Below are 16,308 nucleotides of genomic sequence, written 5' to 3' on the forward strand. Positions count from 1 at the left end.
CCAGATGCTCCTTAGAAAGGAGGTGATCCAGCCGCACCTTCCGGTACGGCTACCTTGTTACGACTTAGTCCTAATTACCGATCCCACCTTCGACGGCTCCCTCCACAAGGGTTGGGCCACCGGCTTCAGGTGTTACCGACTTTCATGACTTGACGGGCGGTGTGTACAAGACCCGGGAACGTATTCACCGCAGCGTTGCTGATCTGCGATTACTAGCGACTCCGACTTCATGAGGTCGAGTTGCAGACCTCAATCCGAACTGGGACCGGCTTTTTGGGATTCGCTCCACCTTACGGTATTGCAGCCCTTTGTACCGGCCATTGTAGCATGCGTGAAGCCCAAGACATAAGGGGCATGATGATTTGACGTCATCCCCACCTTCCTCCGAGTTGACCCCGGCAGTATCCCATGAGTTCCCACCATTACGTGCTGGCAACATAGAACGAGGGTTGCGCTCGTTGCGGGACTTAACCCAACATCTCACGACACGAGCTGACGACAACCATGCACCACCTGTTCACGAGTGTCCAAAGAGTTCTACATTTCTGCAGCGTTCTCGTGTATGTCAAGCCTTGGTAAGGTTCTTCGCGTTGCATCGAATTAATCCGCATGCTCCGCCGCTTGTGCGGGTCCCCGTCAATTCCTTTGAGTTTTAGCCTTGCGGCCGTACTCCCCAGGCGGGGAACTTAATGCGTTAGCTGCGTCACGGAATCCGTGGAATGGACCCCACAACTAGTTCCCAACGTTTACGGGGTGGACTACCAGGGTATCTAAGCCTGTTTGCTCCCCACCCTTTCGCTCCTCAGCGTCAGTTACGGCCCAGAGATCTGCCTTCGCCATCGGTGTTCTTCCTGATATCTGCGCATTCCACCGCTACACCAGGAGTTCCAATCTCCCCTACCGCACTCTAGTTCGCCCGTACCCACTGCAGGCCCGAGGTTGAGCCTCGGGTTTTCACAGCAGACGCGACGAACCGCCTACGAGCTCTTTACGCCCAATAATTCCGGATAACGCTTGCGCCCTACGTATTACCGCGGCTGCTGGCACGTAGTTAGCCGGCGCTTTTTCTGCAAGTACCGTCACTTTCGCTTCTTCCTTGCTAAAAGAGGTTTACAACCCGAAGGCCGTCGTCCCTCACGCGGCGTTGCTGCATCAGGCTTGCGCCCATTGTGCAATATTCCCCACTGCTGCCTCCCGTAGGAGTCTGGGCCGTGTCTCAGTCCCAGTGTGGCCGGTCACCCTCTCAGGCCGGCTACCCGTCGACGCCTTGGTGAGCCGTTACCTCACCAACTAGCTGATAGGCCGCGAGCCCATCCCAGACCGAAGTTCTTTCCAGCTGCTGAAGATGCCTTCGCAGCTCGTATCCGGTATTAGCAGCTGTTTCCAGCTGTTATCCCAGAGTCCGGGGCAGGTTGCTCACGTGTTACTCACCCGTTCGCCACTGATCCGGAGAGCAAGCTCTCCTTCACCGTTCGACTTGCATGTGTTAAGCACGCCGCCAGCGTTCATCCTGAGCCAGGATCAAACTCTCCGTAAAGAAATTTTGCTGCGATCGGCCGGAATAGACCGAAGCAGCGAGTTTGACCTGACCAAATAGGATGTCATTACTGACTATCCATGTTTTGATCCAAAGGAATCTCTCGGTCAGTTAGACTGACCGACGAGGTTATTTGGCATTTGACAAGTGCACGCTGTTGAGTTCTCAAGGATCGGATGCTCCTGCTTTCCAGCCTCTCGACTGTCTCCGCAGGGCAACTTCTCTATCTTAGCCCATTCCCTTTTCCGTGTCAAACTCGCTCGTCCTGATCTTTCGATCGGGACGACGAACGTCCGACCCTTCGGGGGAAGGGATCCCCTCACAGTAGTCTCGCGACCACACATGCTCAAGGCTTGTGTTCTGTAAGGGGGGCGGTCCGCTGCTTGAGGAGGGGAGGCTTTCTGCCTCACCGCGCTCCTTTGGGGCGAACAAGAGATACGTTACGCGGAACCGAACATCCGGACAAGTTCAGCCACATCCCGGGCGTGTCGCGCACGCTCCCCCGTACCCGGATCCGCCGCCGACCAGGACATCGTCCGCTCAGCGGCCGCGCGCACGGCGCACCTGCACGACGAGCGCGAGCACCAGCGTCCCGAGCACCCAGACGGCGGATGCCGCCGGAAGCACCCGGTAACCGAGGTGCGAGGGCGTGAAGTCGGGGCCGAACGGGCCGTACACGGCGTACCCCCACACGAGCGCCAGGATCAGGATCGCGGGGAGCGCGACGATCCAGACCACGCGCACCGCCGCGGGGAGCACGCGGCGCACGGTCGCGGCATCCGGCGTGCTGCGGCGCAACCAGACGACCGCCGCGACCCCCAGGATCGCGACGCCTACGACGCCCCCGCCGTACTGGAGCCACCGGTATCCGTGCAGCGGCCCCCACCACTCGGCCAGCGCCGGAAACAGCACGGTGCCGCCGCGGCCTTCGTGCGTGAACTCGTCCCACAGGATGTGGGTCGCCACACCGATCGCGAGCGCAGCCGCGACCAGGGCCGTTCCCGCCCAGGACGGATGGCGCGTCCCGCGCCGTGCGAAGGTCCCGCGCAGACCCGAGGACGCACCGGCATCCCACTCCCCCGGCAGCCGGGCGGCGAGCGGGCGGGGCGACAGCTCGCGGACGGCGGGACGCAGCAGCATCCGCCACCCCAGCAGGAGCACGAGCGCGACCGCGGTCGTCAGCGGCAGCCAGAGGAGATCGTGCGTCGTCGCGTAGTCGAGCGGCGTACCCCGCACGAAGAGCGGGAGGTCCGGGGCCATCGCCCCGACCGCGACGGCCGCGGGCACGAGCGGCGTGCGCAGGAACGGCAGCGCGACGATCGCGTGGCTCGGCGTGAACGGCATCCGCTCTCCTTCGTTACGGGCGGAGGAGATGTGACGAGCGGAGGATCAGCACGCGCATGCCGATCCTCCCGTGGCCCCATCTCCTCCCGTCGTTGCGGGCGGACGGGCGGTCAGAGCGCACGGGCGGACAGGCGGCGCGCACGCGCGGAGGATCAGGCCGTGACGAACAGGCCGGCGAGGGTCTTCTTGCCGCGGCGCAGGACGGACACCCCGCCCGGCAGGGTGCCGGTCACGGTGACCGACTCGTCCTCGACGCGGGCGCCGTCGAGCGAGATACCGCCCTGGGTGATCGCGCGGCGGCCGTCGGACAGGCTCGAGGCGAGGCCGGTGGCGGTGAGCGCCTGAAGGATGCCGGTGCCGGCGGGCACCTCGGCGTGCGGGAGCTCCTCGAGGGCGCTGCGGAGCGTCGGCGGATCGAGCGCGGACAGGTCGCCCTGGCCGAACAACGCCTCCGACGCGGCGATGACCGCGGCCGTGGCATCCGATCCGTGGACGAGCGTCGTCACCTCCTCGGCCAGCCTTCGCTGGGCCGCGCGGCGGAAGGGCTCGCCCTCGACGAGCCGCGCGTACTCCTCGATCTCGTCGCGCGTGAGGAACGTGAACACCTTGAGCCGGTCGATGACGTCGCCGTCGGCGGTATTGAGCCAGAACTGGTAGAAGGCGTACGGGCTGCACATCTCGGCGTCCAGCCAGATGGCGTTGCCCTCGCTCTTGCCGAACTTGGTGCCGTCGCTGTTGGTGATCAGCGGCGTCCCGAGCGCGTGCACCGATGTGCCTTCCACGTGGTGGATGAGGTCGACGCCGGAGGTCAGGTTGCCCCACTGGTCGCTGCCGCCGGTCTGCAGGACGCAGTCGTACGCGCGGTAGAGCTCCAGGAAGTCCATGCCCTGCAGGATCTGGTAGCTGAACTCGGTGTAGCTGATGCCGGCGTCGGAGTTGAGGCGCGCGCTGACGGCATCCTTCTTCAGCATCGTGCCGACGCGGTAGTGCTTGCCGATGTCGCGGAGGAAGTCGATCGCGGACAGCGGCGCGGTCCAGTCGAGGTTGTTGACGAGCAGCGCCGCGTTGTCGCCCTCGACGCTCAGGAAGCGCTCGACCTGAGCGCGGAGCCGGTCGACCCACTCGGCGACGAGCTCCTTCGTATGGAGGGTGCGCTCCGCCGTCGGCCGCGGGTCCCCGATGAGACCCGTGGATCCGCCGACCAGTCCCAGCGGACGGTGCCCCGCGAGCTGGATCCGCCGCAGCACGAGCAGCTGCACGAGGTTGCCGAGGTGCAGGCTGGGCGCGGTCGGGTCGAAGCCGCAGTAGTACGTGGCGGGCGGGCCGCCGAGCAGCGCGCGGAGGGCGTCGGCATCCGTCGAGACGTGCACCAGGCCGCGCCAGACGAGCTCGTCCCAGACGTTCGCGAAGGCCGGGTCGTTGGCAGGCGCGAGCGCGCGAAGAGGAGCCGAAGACACGCGTTTCAGGCTATCAGCGGGCGCATACGGCGCGTTCAGCGCCTTCACACGAGACGGACTTCCGAGCGTCCCTCAGAGACCTCTGTTCGTTCAGCATCCGGACAGGTCTCGTTCGTCTTCGCAGGCCGGGGGGTTTGCGCGTCCTGCCGATACTTGCGTCACCCCTTTGTCACCCCCGCTTCCCCCGATGCGGGCCCTCTATCCCCCTGCCCTGGAGCCACCCGTGGGAGACCCGGTCGTCCTGTTCGCCACGGTCGGTCAGCCGTGGAGTCAGCTGGAGCGTTCCTGGGCGCTGTTCCAGACGAAGCTCGACCCCCGCGCGGTCGGGCGCGCGATCCCGGCCGACGGGGTGATCTGGCGGCTGCTGGCATCGAACCACCGCGAGCTCGCGCGCAGCGCGCGCGTATATCCGACGTTCGAGGAGGCGCACACGCACCTCCTCGAGCTGCGCGCGGATCCTCAGCGGCTGCAGGTGCACGTGGTGGTGGTCGAGCCGACCTCGTACGGCTGGACCGCGAGCGACACCGAGCGGCGCACCATGACGTGCGCGCGCTGGTACGCGAACGCCGCCGACTCCCTGGCCGGCGGCCGCGCCGCCATCGCCGCGCTCGCCCGCGCCGAGGTCGCCGGGATGCCGCACCGCACCACCACCTCGGGCCGGCGCACCTCGCGGCAGACCACCCGGACCGCCGGTCGCCCCACGGGCTGAGGCCCCGGCTCGCGCGAGGGCGGTGGCGGGGTCGTGGGCGCTACGGGAGAAGCTCGAGCATCTGCGGGCGCGCCTTCATCGCGTGGATCACGAGCTCGTTCCCGCTATCGAAGACGATCACGACGGTCTCCAGGAGCCGTCCGCGAGTATCGAATCCGAGACGCAGCTGGCGTGCGGGGCTGTCGTCATCGAGGTCTTCTATCCACAGCGCCCAGGTCGCGGCCTGGATCGAATCCTCGGGACGGATCCCGTGTCTCAGCGCCGAGTCGTGGACCTTCACGCCGCGGAGGCCGCCAGCGCCTCGCGGATCACGTCGGAACGCGTCTTCCCCTCGCGCTCCGCCCGCGCATCGACCGCCGCGAGCTCCTCGGGCGTCAGGCGGAGGGCGACGACCTGCGACGGCTCCGTGCCGCGCCCGGGGCGGCCTCGGCCGCGCTTCTTCAACGCGTCCACGTCGTACCCCACCTCAGCTTCCGCAGCCCACGCGGAGATCTGCTCCTCCGTCACGGCGCGCCCGTTGATCGTCTCGTCCGAGGTCATGCCATTACCGTATGACGAAAACTGACGCTGCTTCAAGAGGGGCAACCGAGCTTCAGCGCCATCGGCCCGCGCGAGATCAGGTGATTCCGCGTAGTCAGGGGATTCCGGGCGCGAATCGTCCTGAATAGGCGAAATCACCTGATCTGGATAGGTGGGATGCCGGGTTCGGGCTCCGCGGCCCGCGGGGCGGAGCCGCCGGACCCGGGGCTACCCGAAGCGGCCGTTGACGTAGTCGTGGGTGCGGGGGTCGATCGGGTCGCCGAACATCGCGTCGGTGTCGCCGTGCTCGACGATGTGCCCGGGCTGGCCCTGCGCGGCGAGGAAGAACGCGCACTGCGTCGAGACGCGCTGGGCCTGCTGCATGTTGTGGGTCACGATCACGATCGTCACCTCCTGCGCGAGCTCGAGCATCGTCTGCTCGATGACGCGCGTCGAGGTGGGGTCGAGGGCCGAGCAGGGCTCGTCCATGAGGAGGATCCGCGGCTTCACCGCGAGCGACCGCGCGATGCAGAGACGCTGCTGCTGACCGCCCGAGAGTCCTCCGCCGGGAGCGCGGAGGCGATCCTTCAGCTCGTTCCAGAGGCCGGCCTTCGTGAGGCAGGACTCCACGAGGTAGTCCTTCTCGCCGCGGCTGGCGCGGATGCCGGCGAGCTTGAGTCCCGCGACGACGTTGTCGTAGATCGACATCGCCGGGAACGGGTTGGGCTTCTGGAACACCATCCCGATCTTCTTGCGGGCGTCGACGAGGCGGTGCCCGGCGTCGTAGATGTCGTCGTCGTCGAGGCGCACCTCCCCCGCGAGAGACGCGGACGGGACCAGCTCGTGCATCCGGTTCAGGATGCGGAGGAAGGTCGACTTGCCGCAGCCGGAGGGTCCGATGAGGGCGGTGATCCGACCGGCGGGCATCTGCAGCGACACATCGTGGAGCACCTGGTGGTCGCCGAACCAGGCCGAGATCGACCGGGCCTCGAGCGCGGACGGCGGCACCATCGTCGCGAGCTGCGCCTCGGCGTCGGCGAGCCGCTCGGCCGTCGCCGACGCACCCCCGAGGAGCGAAACCGAGGACGCCCGGACCGACTCCGCCGGCACCGTGTAGCCGGCGGACGAGGTCGCGTGCGGCGCGTGTGCCGGGGGCCGACCCGCCGCGCGGCCGAGGAAGCGCGGGCGCTTGCCGCGGTGGTCGCGGCGGGTCGCGCCGGCCTCGTGCGGAGCATCCACGCCGGGCGCCGGCAGCTCGGTCGCGGCATCCGGCGCGGGCTGCGCATCCGGCGCGGGGATGCCGGCGGTCGGCATGGATTCGAAGACGACCTCGGTGAGCAGGGCGCGCTCGTCGACGGACACGACCTCGGTGATCATCGGGTCGATCGGCGCGTCTGACGTCGCGGATCCGTCGGTGGCGACGGTATCCGCGGCGTCCGCGTACGGGTCGTCGGGTCGCGGCTCGGGGTTCTCGGGCAATGCAGGCTCCGGTCAGAGAAGGTTCGGGAGAAGTCGGGTGATCTGGTCCGCGACGAACAGACTCGCCAGCAGCAGCACGGGCGCAAAGACGATCCAGGTCTTCTGCGGGCCCACACGCCGGAAGGCCCATACCGCGACGATCTCAGCGACCACGAGAAACTGCAGCGCGAACACCAGCGCCCACACGGTCGTCAGGTCTGTCGCGAGCGGCTTGTCGGTCTGCGGCAGAGTCACCGCGTTGGTCTGCCGGACGCCTGCGGGCTGCGCCTTGCTGACCAGCTTCGCATCGACGTAGGCGACCCCGTTCGGCATGAACGGAGCGCCGCGAGCGGTCATCAGGATGAGGCGGCTCTCGCCTCCTGCCGGCGCAGGCGGCGTGGCATCCCCCGCGTAACGCAGACCCATCACAGAGAACGTGCTCTCCCCCTGCCCGGTGCGCACCTGGAACTCATCGCCCGGCTGGAGCGTCTGCAGCCCGCCGAACGGGCCGCCGAACGCCGCCGCACGGCCCATGACGATGCTGACGCCCACCTGTCCTGGCAACGCCGTGTCGCGACGGTGCCCGGGGCCGAGCATGAGGTCACCACCGGACGTGCCCTCGACGATTACCTCGCGGAGGCCCAGCTGCGGGATCGTCAAGATGCCGACCGGAGCGCCGTCCGGCAGCAAGTTCTTGTTGAAGTCGCCCTCGCTCACCGGGGCAGTGCCCGCGGTGAGCTCCGCGCGATAGGTGTCGCTGAGCTGCTGCTGCGACGCGAAGTGCTTGATGGGACTGAGGATCAGCAGATTCACGACGAACATCACTGCCATCGCCACGATCAGGGCGAGGATGCCGCGCAGGATGGCCTGCGCCGCCGTCATCGGTGCGAGCGGGCGCGCGGGCGTGGGCGGCCGCCGCGGCGGGCGGGGGGGCATCGGCGGGCGGCCCCGGCCGCGGGGCGGTCGCGGCGGGCCGACTGACGGCGGAGGCGCTACGGGCGGGCCGACCTGCGCGGGGTCGACGGAGACGGTCACGTCGCCCTCGGCAGAACGACGGCAGCGAAGAGCCCGCGGCCGAGGAGCGCGAACACGATCGCGACCCCGCCGACGATCCCGCCCGTGGTGAGCAGCCAGGGGAACATGACGATCGTCGCGTCCCGGGTGATCGGCGACAGCTGCTTCCCGTCGACGGTCGCCGGCGGCGTCAAAGTCACGTGCGCGTTCAGCGCGGTCCACTGCCCGGCGTTGTGCAACTCGGTCGTCACCACGCGGGTCTCCCCAGGCTGCAGGCCGGTGATGAGCACGTCGTCGACGGCATCCACCTGGATGCCGAGCAGGACGCTGTCCATCCAGAACCGCGCCGTCGCGTCGATCGTCGAGGTCGATTCGTTGCGGACCGTGAACCACAGAGCGACCGTGCCCGCACCGGGGTTGATGGACGGCGCGGTCGACGACATAAGGCCGCCCACGAAGAGGATCCCGCTCATGCTGACCTCTTTGCTCGCGGGGTTCACCGTGCCGGCGTGCTGCGCGCCGGCGCCCTGACCGGTGCCGGTGCCTTGACCGTCTCCGGACCCATTGCCGTTTCCGGACCCGTTGCCCTGACCATTGCTGTTGCCCTGACCGGTTCCGCTCCCCGACGGGCCCACGGTCGGCGTCGGACTCGGCGTCGGACTCGGCGTCTCTCCGTCGGTCACAACGACGGTGAGGTTCCCCCCGCCGTTGCCGCTGGTGTCGGCCGCCGACGCGCTCTGCGCCAGAAAGGCCGCGAGCGGGAACGTCAGCGCGATCACCGCGATGCCGCAGCACGCCGCCCCGACGCGCGCGGCGCGCCGCGGCTGCCTCATGAGTCGACGGCCTTGCCTGCGCCGGAGAGCACCGCCTCGGCATCCGCCGCCTCCGCCTCGGCCTTCGCCGCCGCCTGCTGCTCGGTGTACTCGATCCACTCCTGCGCCCGAGCCTCTTCGCGGCGACGTCGCCAGCGCAGAAGCAGGACGACCGCGACGATGAGGGCGATCAGGATAAGCAGCGTCCACGGCAGCGCGAGCAGGAACGTGTCGCGAGACACCGGCGACGCCGGCACCTGCAGCGACGGATCTTGGGACTCGACGAACGGGCTCAGCGTCACGCCCGGCGTGAGGTAGCCCAGCTGTCCGATGCCCGCGAGCTCGACGTCGACGGCCGCGGTCGACCCAGGCAGCAGCTCGTTCACCGGGCTCGACGCCGCCGCGCCGACCGGGATTCCGAACCAGGTCTTCACCGACGCCGTCGTGTTCGCAGCGAGGGAAATGTTTCCCGTATTCTGCACGACGTAGTGGAGCGTCACCGAGCCCGAGAACGGGTTCCACCAGTCGCCGTTCCACTCCGCGCCGATGCTCGAGACGGACAGCAGTGGCTGCAGCTGACCGGACACGCGCGCATACAGTCGCGTGGCGACGCGGCGGTCGAGATTCACCTCGTCGCCCGGTGTCACGACCGATGCGAGGAGGCCGCCCACGTGGTCGCCCGGCGTCGCGTCAGCGGGGAGATCGACGACGAACGGCAGCACCCTGCTCGCGCCGGGGGCGAGATCGAACTGGATCCGGTTCCCGCCGTTCTCGAAGTGCACCCACTGTCCAATGCCGGTCGGCTGCGTGGCCGTGGGCAGCAGTGCGAAGTCGCCCTGGGCGTCGTTGAACGCGTCGGTGCTCACCACGGTGAAGGTCTGCGCAGTTGCACCGGTGTTCGAGACGAGGAACTGGTCCTTGACCTCCTGACCCGGGTCTGCGCGGTAGGCGAAGCGGGTCCGTCCGTCCGCCTTCCCGTCGGTTCCGGCGGGGACGGTCGAGATGCCCACGTCGTCCGCCTGGGCGGGCGCGGCGATGGCGAGCGGAGTGCCGATCAGCAAGGCACCGAGCAAGACGGCGAGGGTCGCGCGACCGAGGCGATTCATAGCGAAGCGGGGGGCAGAGGCCATGAGGGGATCATTCGCGAACCACGTGACGCAAAAACGACACCACCCTTATCTACAGGTGAATGCGCCGTATGAGGACGGCGACCGTCCGCGACCTCGATCACGATGCCGGCACCGCCCAGGTCCACGTGGCCTTCGCCGCGGTGTCGTCCGGAACGACGGTGATGAAGGTGAAGTCGGCTTCGACGACCTGGTTGCTGCTGTTCAGGAAGGCGATGCCGAGCGAGTAGTCGCCGCCCGTCTTCGCGACCGCAGCGGTGCCCGACGGCGAACCGGATCCGGCTTCCGTGTTCGCGCTGAGCTTGAGGTTCGGCATCTGGACGCCGGCCGGAATCAGCTCGAGCTGGCCGTAGGCGTCCCACGCCTTCAGGTTCGTCTCCTGCCCGCGCGGGGAGATGAACGTCGCCACGGCGGTCGCGCCCGCCGGAACGGCGAAGGAATGCGTGCCCGACGGGTCGGAGACCACCGGGGAGCCGAGGACGTTTTGATCCCACCCGCGCACGGTCCCGGCGGGAAGCTCCTCGCCGTACTCGTCGCCGACCAGGAAGAGAGGATGGGCGGAGCCGGTCGTGGGCACGATGCCGGCGCCGACCGGGACGGTCGTACTGAGGGCCATGGGCGCGGCCGTCGCGGTGCAGCCGCTCACGATCGTCGCGATCAGGACGGCGACGATCGTCAGGGCGCCGCGCGATGCCACGACTCCGTGGCGTCCGCGTGTGTTCTTCATGAAGGGTGTTCCTTAGCGTCGTGCGGGGAAATGCGCCGTGTGGGGAAGGCGCACGCGCCTCCCCCACACGGGTTCACATCGGGCTGAAGCCCGACGCCTCTCGAAGGATTACTTCGAGGTGAGCGTCAGGGTCAGCGTCGAGGTGTAGGTGCCCGAGAGGGCGTTGTTCGGGGCCTTGAACGTGAGGTTCGCGTTCAGGTCCGTGCCCACCGCGAGCGTCGAGGAGCCCGGGGCGGCCTCGGCGATCTTGGCGACCGGGTAGCTGGCCGAACCGGCGACCTGGGCAGCACCGAGCGTGATGCCGTCGGAGACGCCGTCCACGATGCTGGGCGCGATACCGAACGCGGAGTTCGGGATCGTGTTGGCACCGCTGGTGAAGTTCGCGACGTCCGCCTTCAGCGTCCAGCCGAGGAGCACGTTGCGGTCGTCGGTCACCTTGAACTGGCCGAGCGCGACCGGCGCGGTGGTCGCACCACGCGTGATCGCCGAGACCGGCGTCAGGTTGACCGCCGCAGCGCCGCCCTCGAGCGCGAACTTGCCCGAGTTGGTGACGTCCGCCGAGAGCGTCGTCGAGAACTGGGTCGTGCTCGACAGCGTGAAGGTGCCCCACGCGACGTACGCGTCGGTGTTCGGGTCGGTCAGGGCGACCGTGTGGCTACCGGCCGGCAGGGCGCTGGCGTCGACCGTCGCGTTGCCGCTGGCGTCCGTCGTGACCTGGCCGAGCGAGGTGCCCGCCGACCACGCCGTGACATTGAGCACCTTGTTGGCGTTCGCGGCGCCCGCGGGCACCACGATCGTCTTCACGCCCGGAGCCGGGTCGGTGATCGTCACCTTGGTGGCGTCGTTCGCCGGGGACGTCGGCTGCTGGATCGGAGCCGGAACGCTCGCCGCGATCCACGCGTCGATCGTGTGGCCCTCGGCCAGCGCGAGGCGGGTGCCCGCGCTGATACCGGCCGGCAAGGTGTTGACGGCGTTGCCCGACGCGTCGAGCGTGACCGTGACGGCCTTCGACGTCGCGCCCTCGACCCACACGTCGACCGTCTTGTTGGCGTTCGCCGCGGTCGCGCTGATCTGGAGGTTGCCGTTGCGGATCACCGCGCTGGCACCGGCGGTCGCCGAGAACGTGGTGAAGTCCGGCGTCCACGCGGCCGGCACCGCGAAGGTGTAGGTCGCGAGGGCGGCGTTGGCGTTCCCCACGACGGTGATGTAGGTGTAGTCGGCCTCGAGCACGTGGTTGGTCGAGTCGAGGAAGGCGACACCGAGCGAGTAGTCACCACCGGCGTTGGCGACCGCGGTGCTGCCCGAGGGCGTGCCCAGGCCGGCGGTCGTGTTGCCGCTCGGCTTGAGGTTCGGCGTCGCGAGAGCGGTGAGGGAGAGCGGGCCGTAGGCGCTCCACGTGCTGAGGCTCGTCTCCTTTCCGCGCTGCGAGATGAACGTCTTCGCCGAGACGGCGCCAGCCGGAGCGGTGAACGGCGTCGTCACGGTGCCGTCCGGGGAGGACAGGACCGACGTGTTCCAGCCGAGCACCGTACCGGCGGCGAGCTGGGCGCCCGAGCTGCCGTCGAGGAGGTAGACCGGGTTCACCGAGCCGACCGTGGGGACGATCGCGGCGCTGGCCGTGAGGGCCGGCGCGATCACGAGCGCCGCAGCGGTCAGGACGACGCCGAGGCCGATCCCGCCGCGCTTCGCGAGCTTCTTGTTCATGAGAGTGTGTTCCTTCTTCCGAGTTCTGTCGTGGGGAGGATCAGTCGTTCGCCGTGAAGGCGGCGGTCTGCGGAGCGGAGAAGCCGAACTTGGCCTTGACGGCCTTGCTCGTGCCGGCCAGCGCCGACGCGCCCCAGTAGGTGAGGCTGGTCGTCTGGGTCGTGTCGACGAGGTCGGAGACGCCCTGGTCGAAGGCGGCGTTCGTCGAGTCGAGGGCGGCGCTGCGAACGACGATGAAGACCGTGCGGCCCCAGTCCGAGCTGTTGTAGTAGGTGGCGTTCGGGACGAGGTTCGGTGCGGTGCCCGTGAACGGAGCGACGCCCTCGATCGAGCCCACCGAGACACCGGCGAAGGTGTTGATGCGCGCGGCGTTGTTGACCTGGCCGACGTAGTTCGCCACCGAGACCGGGATGATCTCGACGGTGTTGGCCGCCGGCGCGAGGACGCGGCCGTCGTTCTCCGGGGTGGTCGTGTTGCTCGCGCCGCCGAGGACGCCGGCACCGAGGGTGACGCCGCCGCTGATGCCGATCTTGCTGAGGAACGTCTTCCACGTGCCCGAGCTCGCCTGCAGCGACATCGGCTGGACCGAGAAGGCGGTGCCGGAGATCGGCGTGGTGCTGCTCCCCGTGTAGATGGAAAGGAGCTGGGCCTTCGTGAGGTTGGAGACGAACGACGTCGCCGCGGTGACGTCAGACGCCGAGCCCGAGCCGACCTTGTAGATGAACGAGATCGCGTCCTGACCGAACGGGACGTAGGTGAGGACGCCACCAGCAACGCTCGTCGCACCCGTCGAGGCCACCGACGAGCTGCGCGAGAGGTCGACCTGGCCCTGGATGTTGACCGGCGAGGTGTTGTAGCTGTTGACGCCCGTCGTGAAGGTGAACGCCGACCCGCTCGTGCCGCCGAAGGACGCGAGGAGGGCCTTGCGGCCTGCGCCGGAGCCGTTCGGGCGGTCGAAGACCGGGCCGAACGCCTTGGTCTGGATGCTGCCAACGCCGCCCGAGACGCCGAGCGTGAAGGCGTCCCACGACGCCGCGACGCTTCCGTTGCCGGTCGCCTTCACCGAGGAGCCGGTGATGCCGGTGCCGTTCGTGAGCGCCCACACGGCATCCTGGAGGGTGTCGGAACCGACGACCGCGTAGCCGTCCGTGACCGGGTCGGCGTGCGCCGCCGCGCCCAGGCCGAAGCCGGCGATGGCCACACCGAAAGCCGCACCGATCGCGGCGATCTTCTTGAGTCTCAACTCAGTACCTTTCGTTGTCTTGCACAGTGGGTGGATGTTCAGTTGCGGGTGAGGGAGAGATTTCGGGTCGGAGGAAGCGCGTCTCAGATACGTCGGCGACGTCCGAAGAGGGGTATGAGGAGCGCGACGGCACCGCCGGCCAGCACAGTTGCAGGGATCGCGAAGGCCATCCCGCCGCTGTCCGGATCGTCAGGGGTCATCGCGCTGCTGAGGACCGGCGCGGCCGTGCCGGACGGGGTCGGGTTCGGGTTCGGTGCGGCCGTCGCGGCGGATGCTGTTCCCGCGGAGGTGCCCGTGCCCCGGACAGAGGACAGCGCCGGCGCCCGCACGGAGCCCGTCGTGGCCGGCGACGACGGTGACGGCGAGGGGGTCGGTTCGTGTCCGCTCTCGATGATCGCGGCCGTTGCCAGAGACTGATCGATCCAGCTCTGGGGCAGGGGCGCATACCCAGGCGGAAGCTGACCCGGATCGACGCCAGGCGTCTCAGCGGTCGTGCTCACGGCGTACCGGATGAACGCACCGTAGGCGTTGCGCAGCACCGGGTCGCTCATCGTGGGATTCGCCGCGGCATAGACCGGCATCGTGAGCGGATACGCATTGGGAGCGTTCTGCGCGGCGGTGGTCTGCGAGACGAAGCTCAGTACCTGACCCTTGGCGTCCAGCGGAGTCATCGCCGCCGCCGCGGCCTCCAGCGAGTCGGCCGTCGGGGCCACGAACGTGGGCTTTGCACTCGACGAGTTGAGCAGCGACGCGGTAACCACCTGATACCGGGACGCGGCCGCCGTGCTCGTCAGGCCGAGCAACGCTTGATTGCCGGGAAGGGCTCGCGCCGCTTTCGTATACTTCGGCGGCGTCGCGCTCACGTCCCAGTACCCCGGAAGCTGACCGTCCCCGCGAAGGGTGAGATAGGAGACAGTCGCCAGATCATTCGCGTACGGCGCCCAGGTCACGAGGTTGATTGGTCCAGCGTTCGGCGGGTCGTATTCGACCGGATCGGCCTTCGGGAAGTCCTCGCGGTCGAGCGAGAACGCGGTTCCCGTCGGGTTGATCGTCGAGTCGGTCGAGTACCAGGGATTCACGACCATTCCCCACGGATCCGGCTTGCTCGCGAGGAAGTCGCGTGCGTCGGGATCAGCCGCGATGTAGGCCCACACCGCGCGTGCCGCGTCGGACCTGCCCTGCGGCATGATCACGTCTGCGACGCCGACACTGTTGATGTTCTGCGCGGCCCACTCCGGGTCGTTGACAGCCAGGAAATCGGGGTCCTTCGTGATGTTGTAGGGGTTGTTTCCCTTGAGATAACTCAGGTTCGCTCCGGTCGGCAGCGACGCCTTGTAGGAGTATGTGAGCAGCTTCGCGAGCAGGCGCGGAGTCAGGTTCATGGTCTTGAAGGAGGTGCGCGCGGCGTCGGCGTAGGCTGCGGGCAGCGTCTTGAACGGGTCGGGCAAGCGATCGATTGCCATCGAAATCGTCACTCCGGTGAGCGCAATGGGGGCGTATTGGAGCGGATCGGGCCCGTCGGTCTGATATGGATAGCTGGTGAGCGCGAGCGGCGCACCATCGGTCGTCGCCGCGGAGTTCACCGCGTCGACCTCGGGGATCGTGAGGAGCGAGTAGACCGACGCACCCGCCTGCTTGCACACCGCCGGTTGCCAGGAACTGATGGCATAGAAGGCCAGCTCGCTGCCGGCGAGCTGGCGCTCCGCCGTCCCCTCCGGGCACCGGCTTCCCAGGGGCTCGAACCCGATCCTCACGGCCAGCGCGTGGCGCCAGGAGTCGATGAACAGGCCGGACTGGTCGGTGCTCGAGGAGCCGTTGTCGGCCGTGCCCCGCGGGAGGACCACGAGCCAGCAGCCGGCTCCGGTCGTGACGCCGCCACTGACCACCGGATTCCCGCAGCCGAGCGCCGGCGACTGCGCTGCGGTCTGCACCTCGAACGACACAGAGCCAGTGCCGTCGTCGCCCGATCCGGCCCAGGGGATCTCGTTCGTCGTGTACGGCGTGAAGAACTTGTTGATGTTCAGGTTCACCGAGGTATCGAGCGACTTCTTGCCCGTCTTCGGGTCGGTCTTGATCCCGTCGACGCGGGTGCCATCGCGCGCCACGAAGGGGATCCCGGTGTACGGCGGAAGGAAGGAGACCGAGCTCGGCGCCGTGTAGGGCTGGTCCTCCGCGGGGATCTGAGAGATCGGCATGGGCCGCGTGCCGTCGCGCGTCGCGCCCGAGGCGTCGGCGCCGCCGTAAACGCACGTGGTCCGGTCCGGTCGCGTCGTATCCGCCGGGTCATCCCCCCAGCACATGAAGATCTGCAGGAAGTTGGTACCCCCGTTGGCAGCCCCCGGCGGCGTTGACTTCTTGCCACCGCTCCAGCTCAGCCGGATGCCCTGCGCTACGAGGTTCTGCGTCTGAGAAACCGTCACGGAGAGGTCCGGCAAAGGAGCGCTGGCGATGTTCGGGTCCTGCTGCTTCGCGGTGATCGTCACCGCGGAGGAGCTGCCGCTGGCGGCCTGCGCCGGCGCGGCCGACACGACGCCGGCCCCGGTCAGTCCGACGACGAAGAGAGCGCAAGCGACGCCGGCGATGCTGGAGACGATCCAGCGGCGTGCTCGCGTTCGCGGAGTTTCGGGCACTGCATTCCTCCAGCTCGGCCGCGCGCA

Annotated in this window: 13 protein-coding genes and 1 rRNA gene; 1 reads left to right on the forward strand and 13 read right to left on the reverse strand. The window is 68.3% G+C overall.

Annotation, left to right across the window (positions count from 1 at the left end):
* Positions 1 to 15: 15 nt before the first annotated feature.
* The 3 genes from ABCS02_RS08510 to tyrS all read right to left on the reverse strand — a co-directional run bounded on the left by ABCS02_RS08510 (position 16) and on the right by tyrS (position 4,338).
* A 16S ribosomal RNA gene (locus ABCS02_RS08510) occupies positions 16 to 1,537 on the reverse strand.
* 540 nt (positions 1,538 to 2,077) lie between these two features.
* The gene (locus ABCS02_RS08515) at positions 2,078 to 2,881 is read right to left on the reverse strand and encodes a DUF4184 family protein (RefSeq protein ID WP_345835203.1); all 804 of its coding nucleotides are present in this window, start codon (positions 2,879 to 2,881) and stop codon (positions 2,078 to 2,080) included.
* Positions 2,882 to 3,033: 152 nt separating this feature from the next.
* A complete protein-coding gene (gene tyrS / locus ABCS02_RS08520) occupies positions 3,034 to 4,338 on the reverse strand; it encodes a tyrosine--tRNA ligase (protein ID WP_345835204.1) in 1,305 nt (434 codons plus the stop codon).
* A gap of 223 nt (positions 4,339 to 4,561) precedes the next feature.
* Between tyrS and ABCS02_RS08525 the strand changes: the two genes are divergently transcribed.
* Positions 4,562 to 5,047, forward strand: coding sequence for a hypothetical protein (locus ABCS02_RS08525; protein ID WP_345835205.1), 486 nt, complete (start codon positions 4,562 to 4,564; stop codon positions 5,045 to 5,047).
* Between the two features lie 40 nt (positions 5,048 to 5,087).
* On the opposite strand, the gene ABCS02_RS08530 is transcribed toward ABCS02_RS08525, so the two are convergent.
* The 10 genes from ABCS02_RS08530 to ABCS02_RS08575 all read right to left on the reverse strand — a co-directional run bounded on the left by ABCS02_RS08530 (position 5,088) and on the right by ABCS02_RS08575 (position 16,281).
* Entirely contained in the window at positions 5,088 to 5,327 is a 240-nt protein-coding gene (locus ABCS02_RS08530; protein ID WP_345835206.1) for a toxin, read from the reverse strand.
* On the reverse strand, positions 5,324 to 5,587 hold the full coding sequence (locus ABCS02_RS08535; RefSeq protein WP_345835207.1) for a ribbon-helix-helix protein, CopG family: 264 nt from the start codon (positions 5,585 to 5,587) through the stop codon (positions 5,324 to 5,326). The genes ABCS02_RS08530 and ABCS02_RS08535 overlap by 4 nt, the downstream gene beginning before the upstream one ends.
* Before the next feature lie 207 nt (positions 5,588 to 5,794).
* The gene (locus ABCS02_RS08540) at positions 5,795 to 6,577 is read right to left on the reverse strand and encodes a phosphate ABC transporter ATP-binding protein (RefSeq protein WP_345836313.1); all 783 of its coding nucleotides are present in this window, start codon (positions 6,575 to 6,577) and stop codon (positions 5,795 to 5,797) included.
* Between the two features lie 480 nt (positions 6,578 to 7,057).
* Positions 7,058 to 7,906: a sortase gene (locus ABCS02_RS08545; protein ID WP_345835208.1), complete on the reverse strand. Its 849-nt coding sequence runs from the start codon at positions 7,904 to 7,906 to the stop codon at positions 7,058 to 7,060.
* A gap of 149 nt (positions 7,907 to 8,055) precedes the next feature.
* Positions 8,056 to 8,871 (reverse strand): hypothetical protein, encoded by an 816-nt coding sequence (locus tag ABCS02_RS08550; protein WP_345835209.1) that lies wholly within the window; start codon positions 8,869 to 8,871, stop codon positions 8,056 to 8,058.
* The gene (locus tag ABCS02_RS08555) at positions 8,868 to 9,980 is read right to left on the reverse strand and encodes a hypothetical protein (RefSeq protein WP_345835210.1); all 1,113 of its coding nucleotides are present in this window, start codon (positions 9,978 to 9,980) and stop codon (positions 8,868 to 8,870) included. Before ABCS02_RS08555 ends, ABCS02_RS08550 begins: the two co-directional genes overlap by 4 nt.
* A gap of 97 nt (positions 9,981 to 10,077) precedes the next feature.
* Positions 10,078 to 10,704: a hypothetical protein gene (locus tag ABCS02_RS08560; RefSeq protein ID WP_345835211.1), complete on the reverse strand. Its 627-nt coding sequence runs from the start codon at positions 10,702 to 10,704 to the stop codon at positions 10,078 to 10,080.
* 108 nt (positions 10,705 to 10,812) lie between these two features.
* Positions 10,813 to 12,408, reverse strand: a complete 1,596-nt coding sequence (locus tag ABCS02_RS08565) for a hypothetical protein (RefSeq protein WP_345835212.1) — start codon at positions 12,406 to 12,408, stop codon at positions 10,813 to 10,815.
* A 40-nt stretch (positions 12,409 to 12,448) separates the two neighbouring features.
* Positions 12,449 to 13,651, reverse strand: a complete 1,203-nt coding sequence (locus ABCS02_RS08570) for a hypothetical protein (RefSeq protein WP_345835213.1) — start codon at positions 13,649 to 13,651, stop codon at positions 12,449 to 12,451.
* Between the two features lie 83 nt (positions 13,652 to 13,734).
* The gene (locus ABCS02_RS08575; RefSeq protein WP_345835214.1) at positions 13,735 to 16,281 is read right to left on the reverse strand and encodes a hypothetical protein; all 2,547 of its coding nucleotides are present in this window, start codon (positions 16,279 to 16,281) and stop codon (positions 13,735 to 13,737) included.
* Positions 16,282 to 16,308 lie beyond the last annotated feature (27 nt).

The sequence above is a fragment of the Microbacterium sp. X-17 genome, assembly GCF_039615055.1.

Excerpts from the sequence above, each read along its gene's own strand:
- ABCS02_RS08515 (WP_345835203.1), bottom strand. The coding sequence starts at position 2,881 with ATGCCGTTCACGCCGAGCCACGCGATCGTCGCGCTGCCGTTCCTGCGC.
- ABCS02_RS08535 (WP_345835207.1), bottom strand. The coding sequence starts at position 5,587 with ATGACCTCGGACGAGACGATCAACGGGCGCGCCGTGACGGAGGAGCAG.
- ABCS02_RS08540 (WP_345836313.1), bottom strand. The coding sequence starts at position 6,577 with ATGGTGCCGCCGTCCGCGCTCGAGGCCCGGTCGATCTCGGCCTGGTTC.
- ABCS02_RS08545 (WP_345835208.1), bottom strand. The coding sequence starts at position 7,906 with ATGACGGCGGCGCAGGCCATCCTGCGCGGCATCCTCGCCCTGATCGTG.
- ABCS02_RS08550 (WP_345835209.1), bottom strand. The coding sequence starts at position 8,871 with ATGAGGCAGCCGCGGCGCGCCGCGCGCGTCGGGGCGGCGTGCTGCGGC.
- ABCS02_RS08555 (WP_345835210.1), bottom strand. The coding sequence starts at position 9,980 with ATGGCCTCTGCCCCCCGCTTCGCTATGAATCGCCTCGGTCGCGCGACC.
- ABCS02_RS08560 (WP_345835211.1), bottom strand. The coding sequence starts at position 10,704 with ATGAAGAACACACGCGGACGCCACGGAGTCGTGGCATCGCGCGGCGCC.
- ABCS02_RS08565 (WP_345835212.1), bottom strand. The coding sequence starts at position 12,408 with ATGAACAAGAAGCTCGCGAAGCGCGGCGGGATCGGCCTCGGCGTCGTC.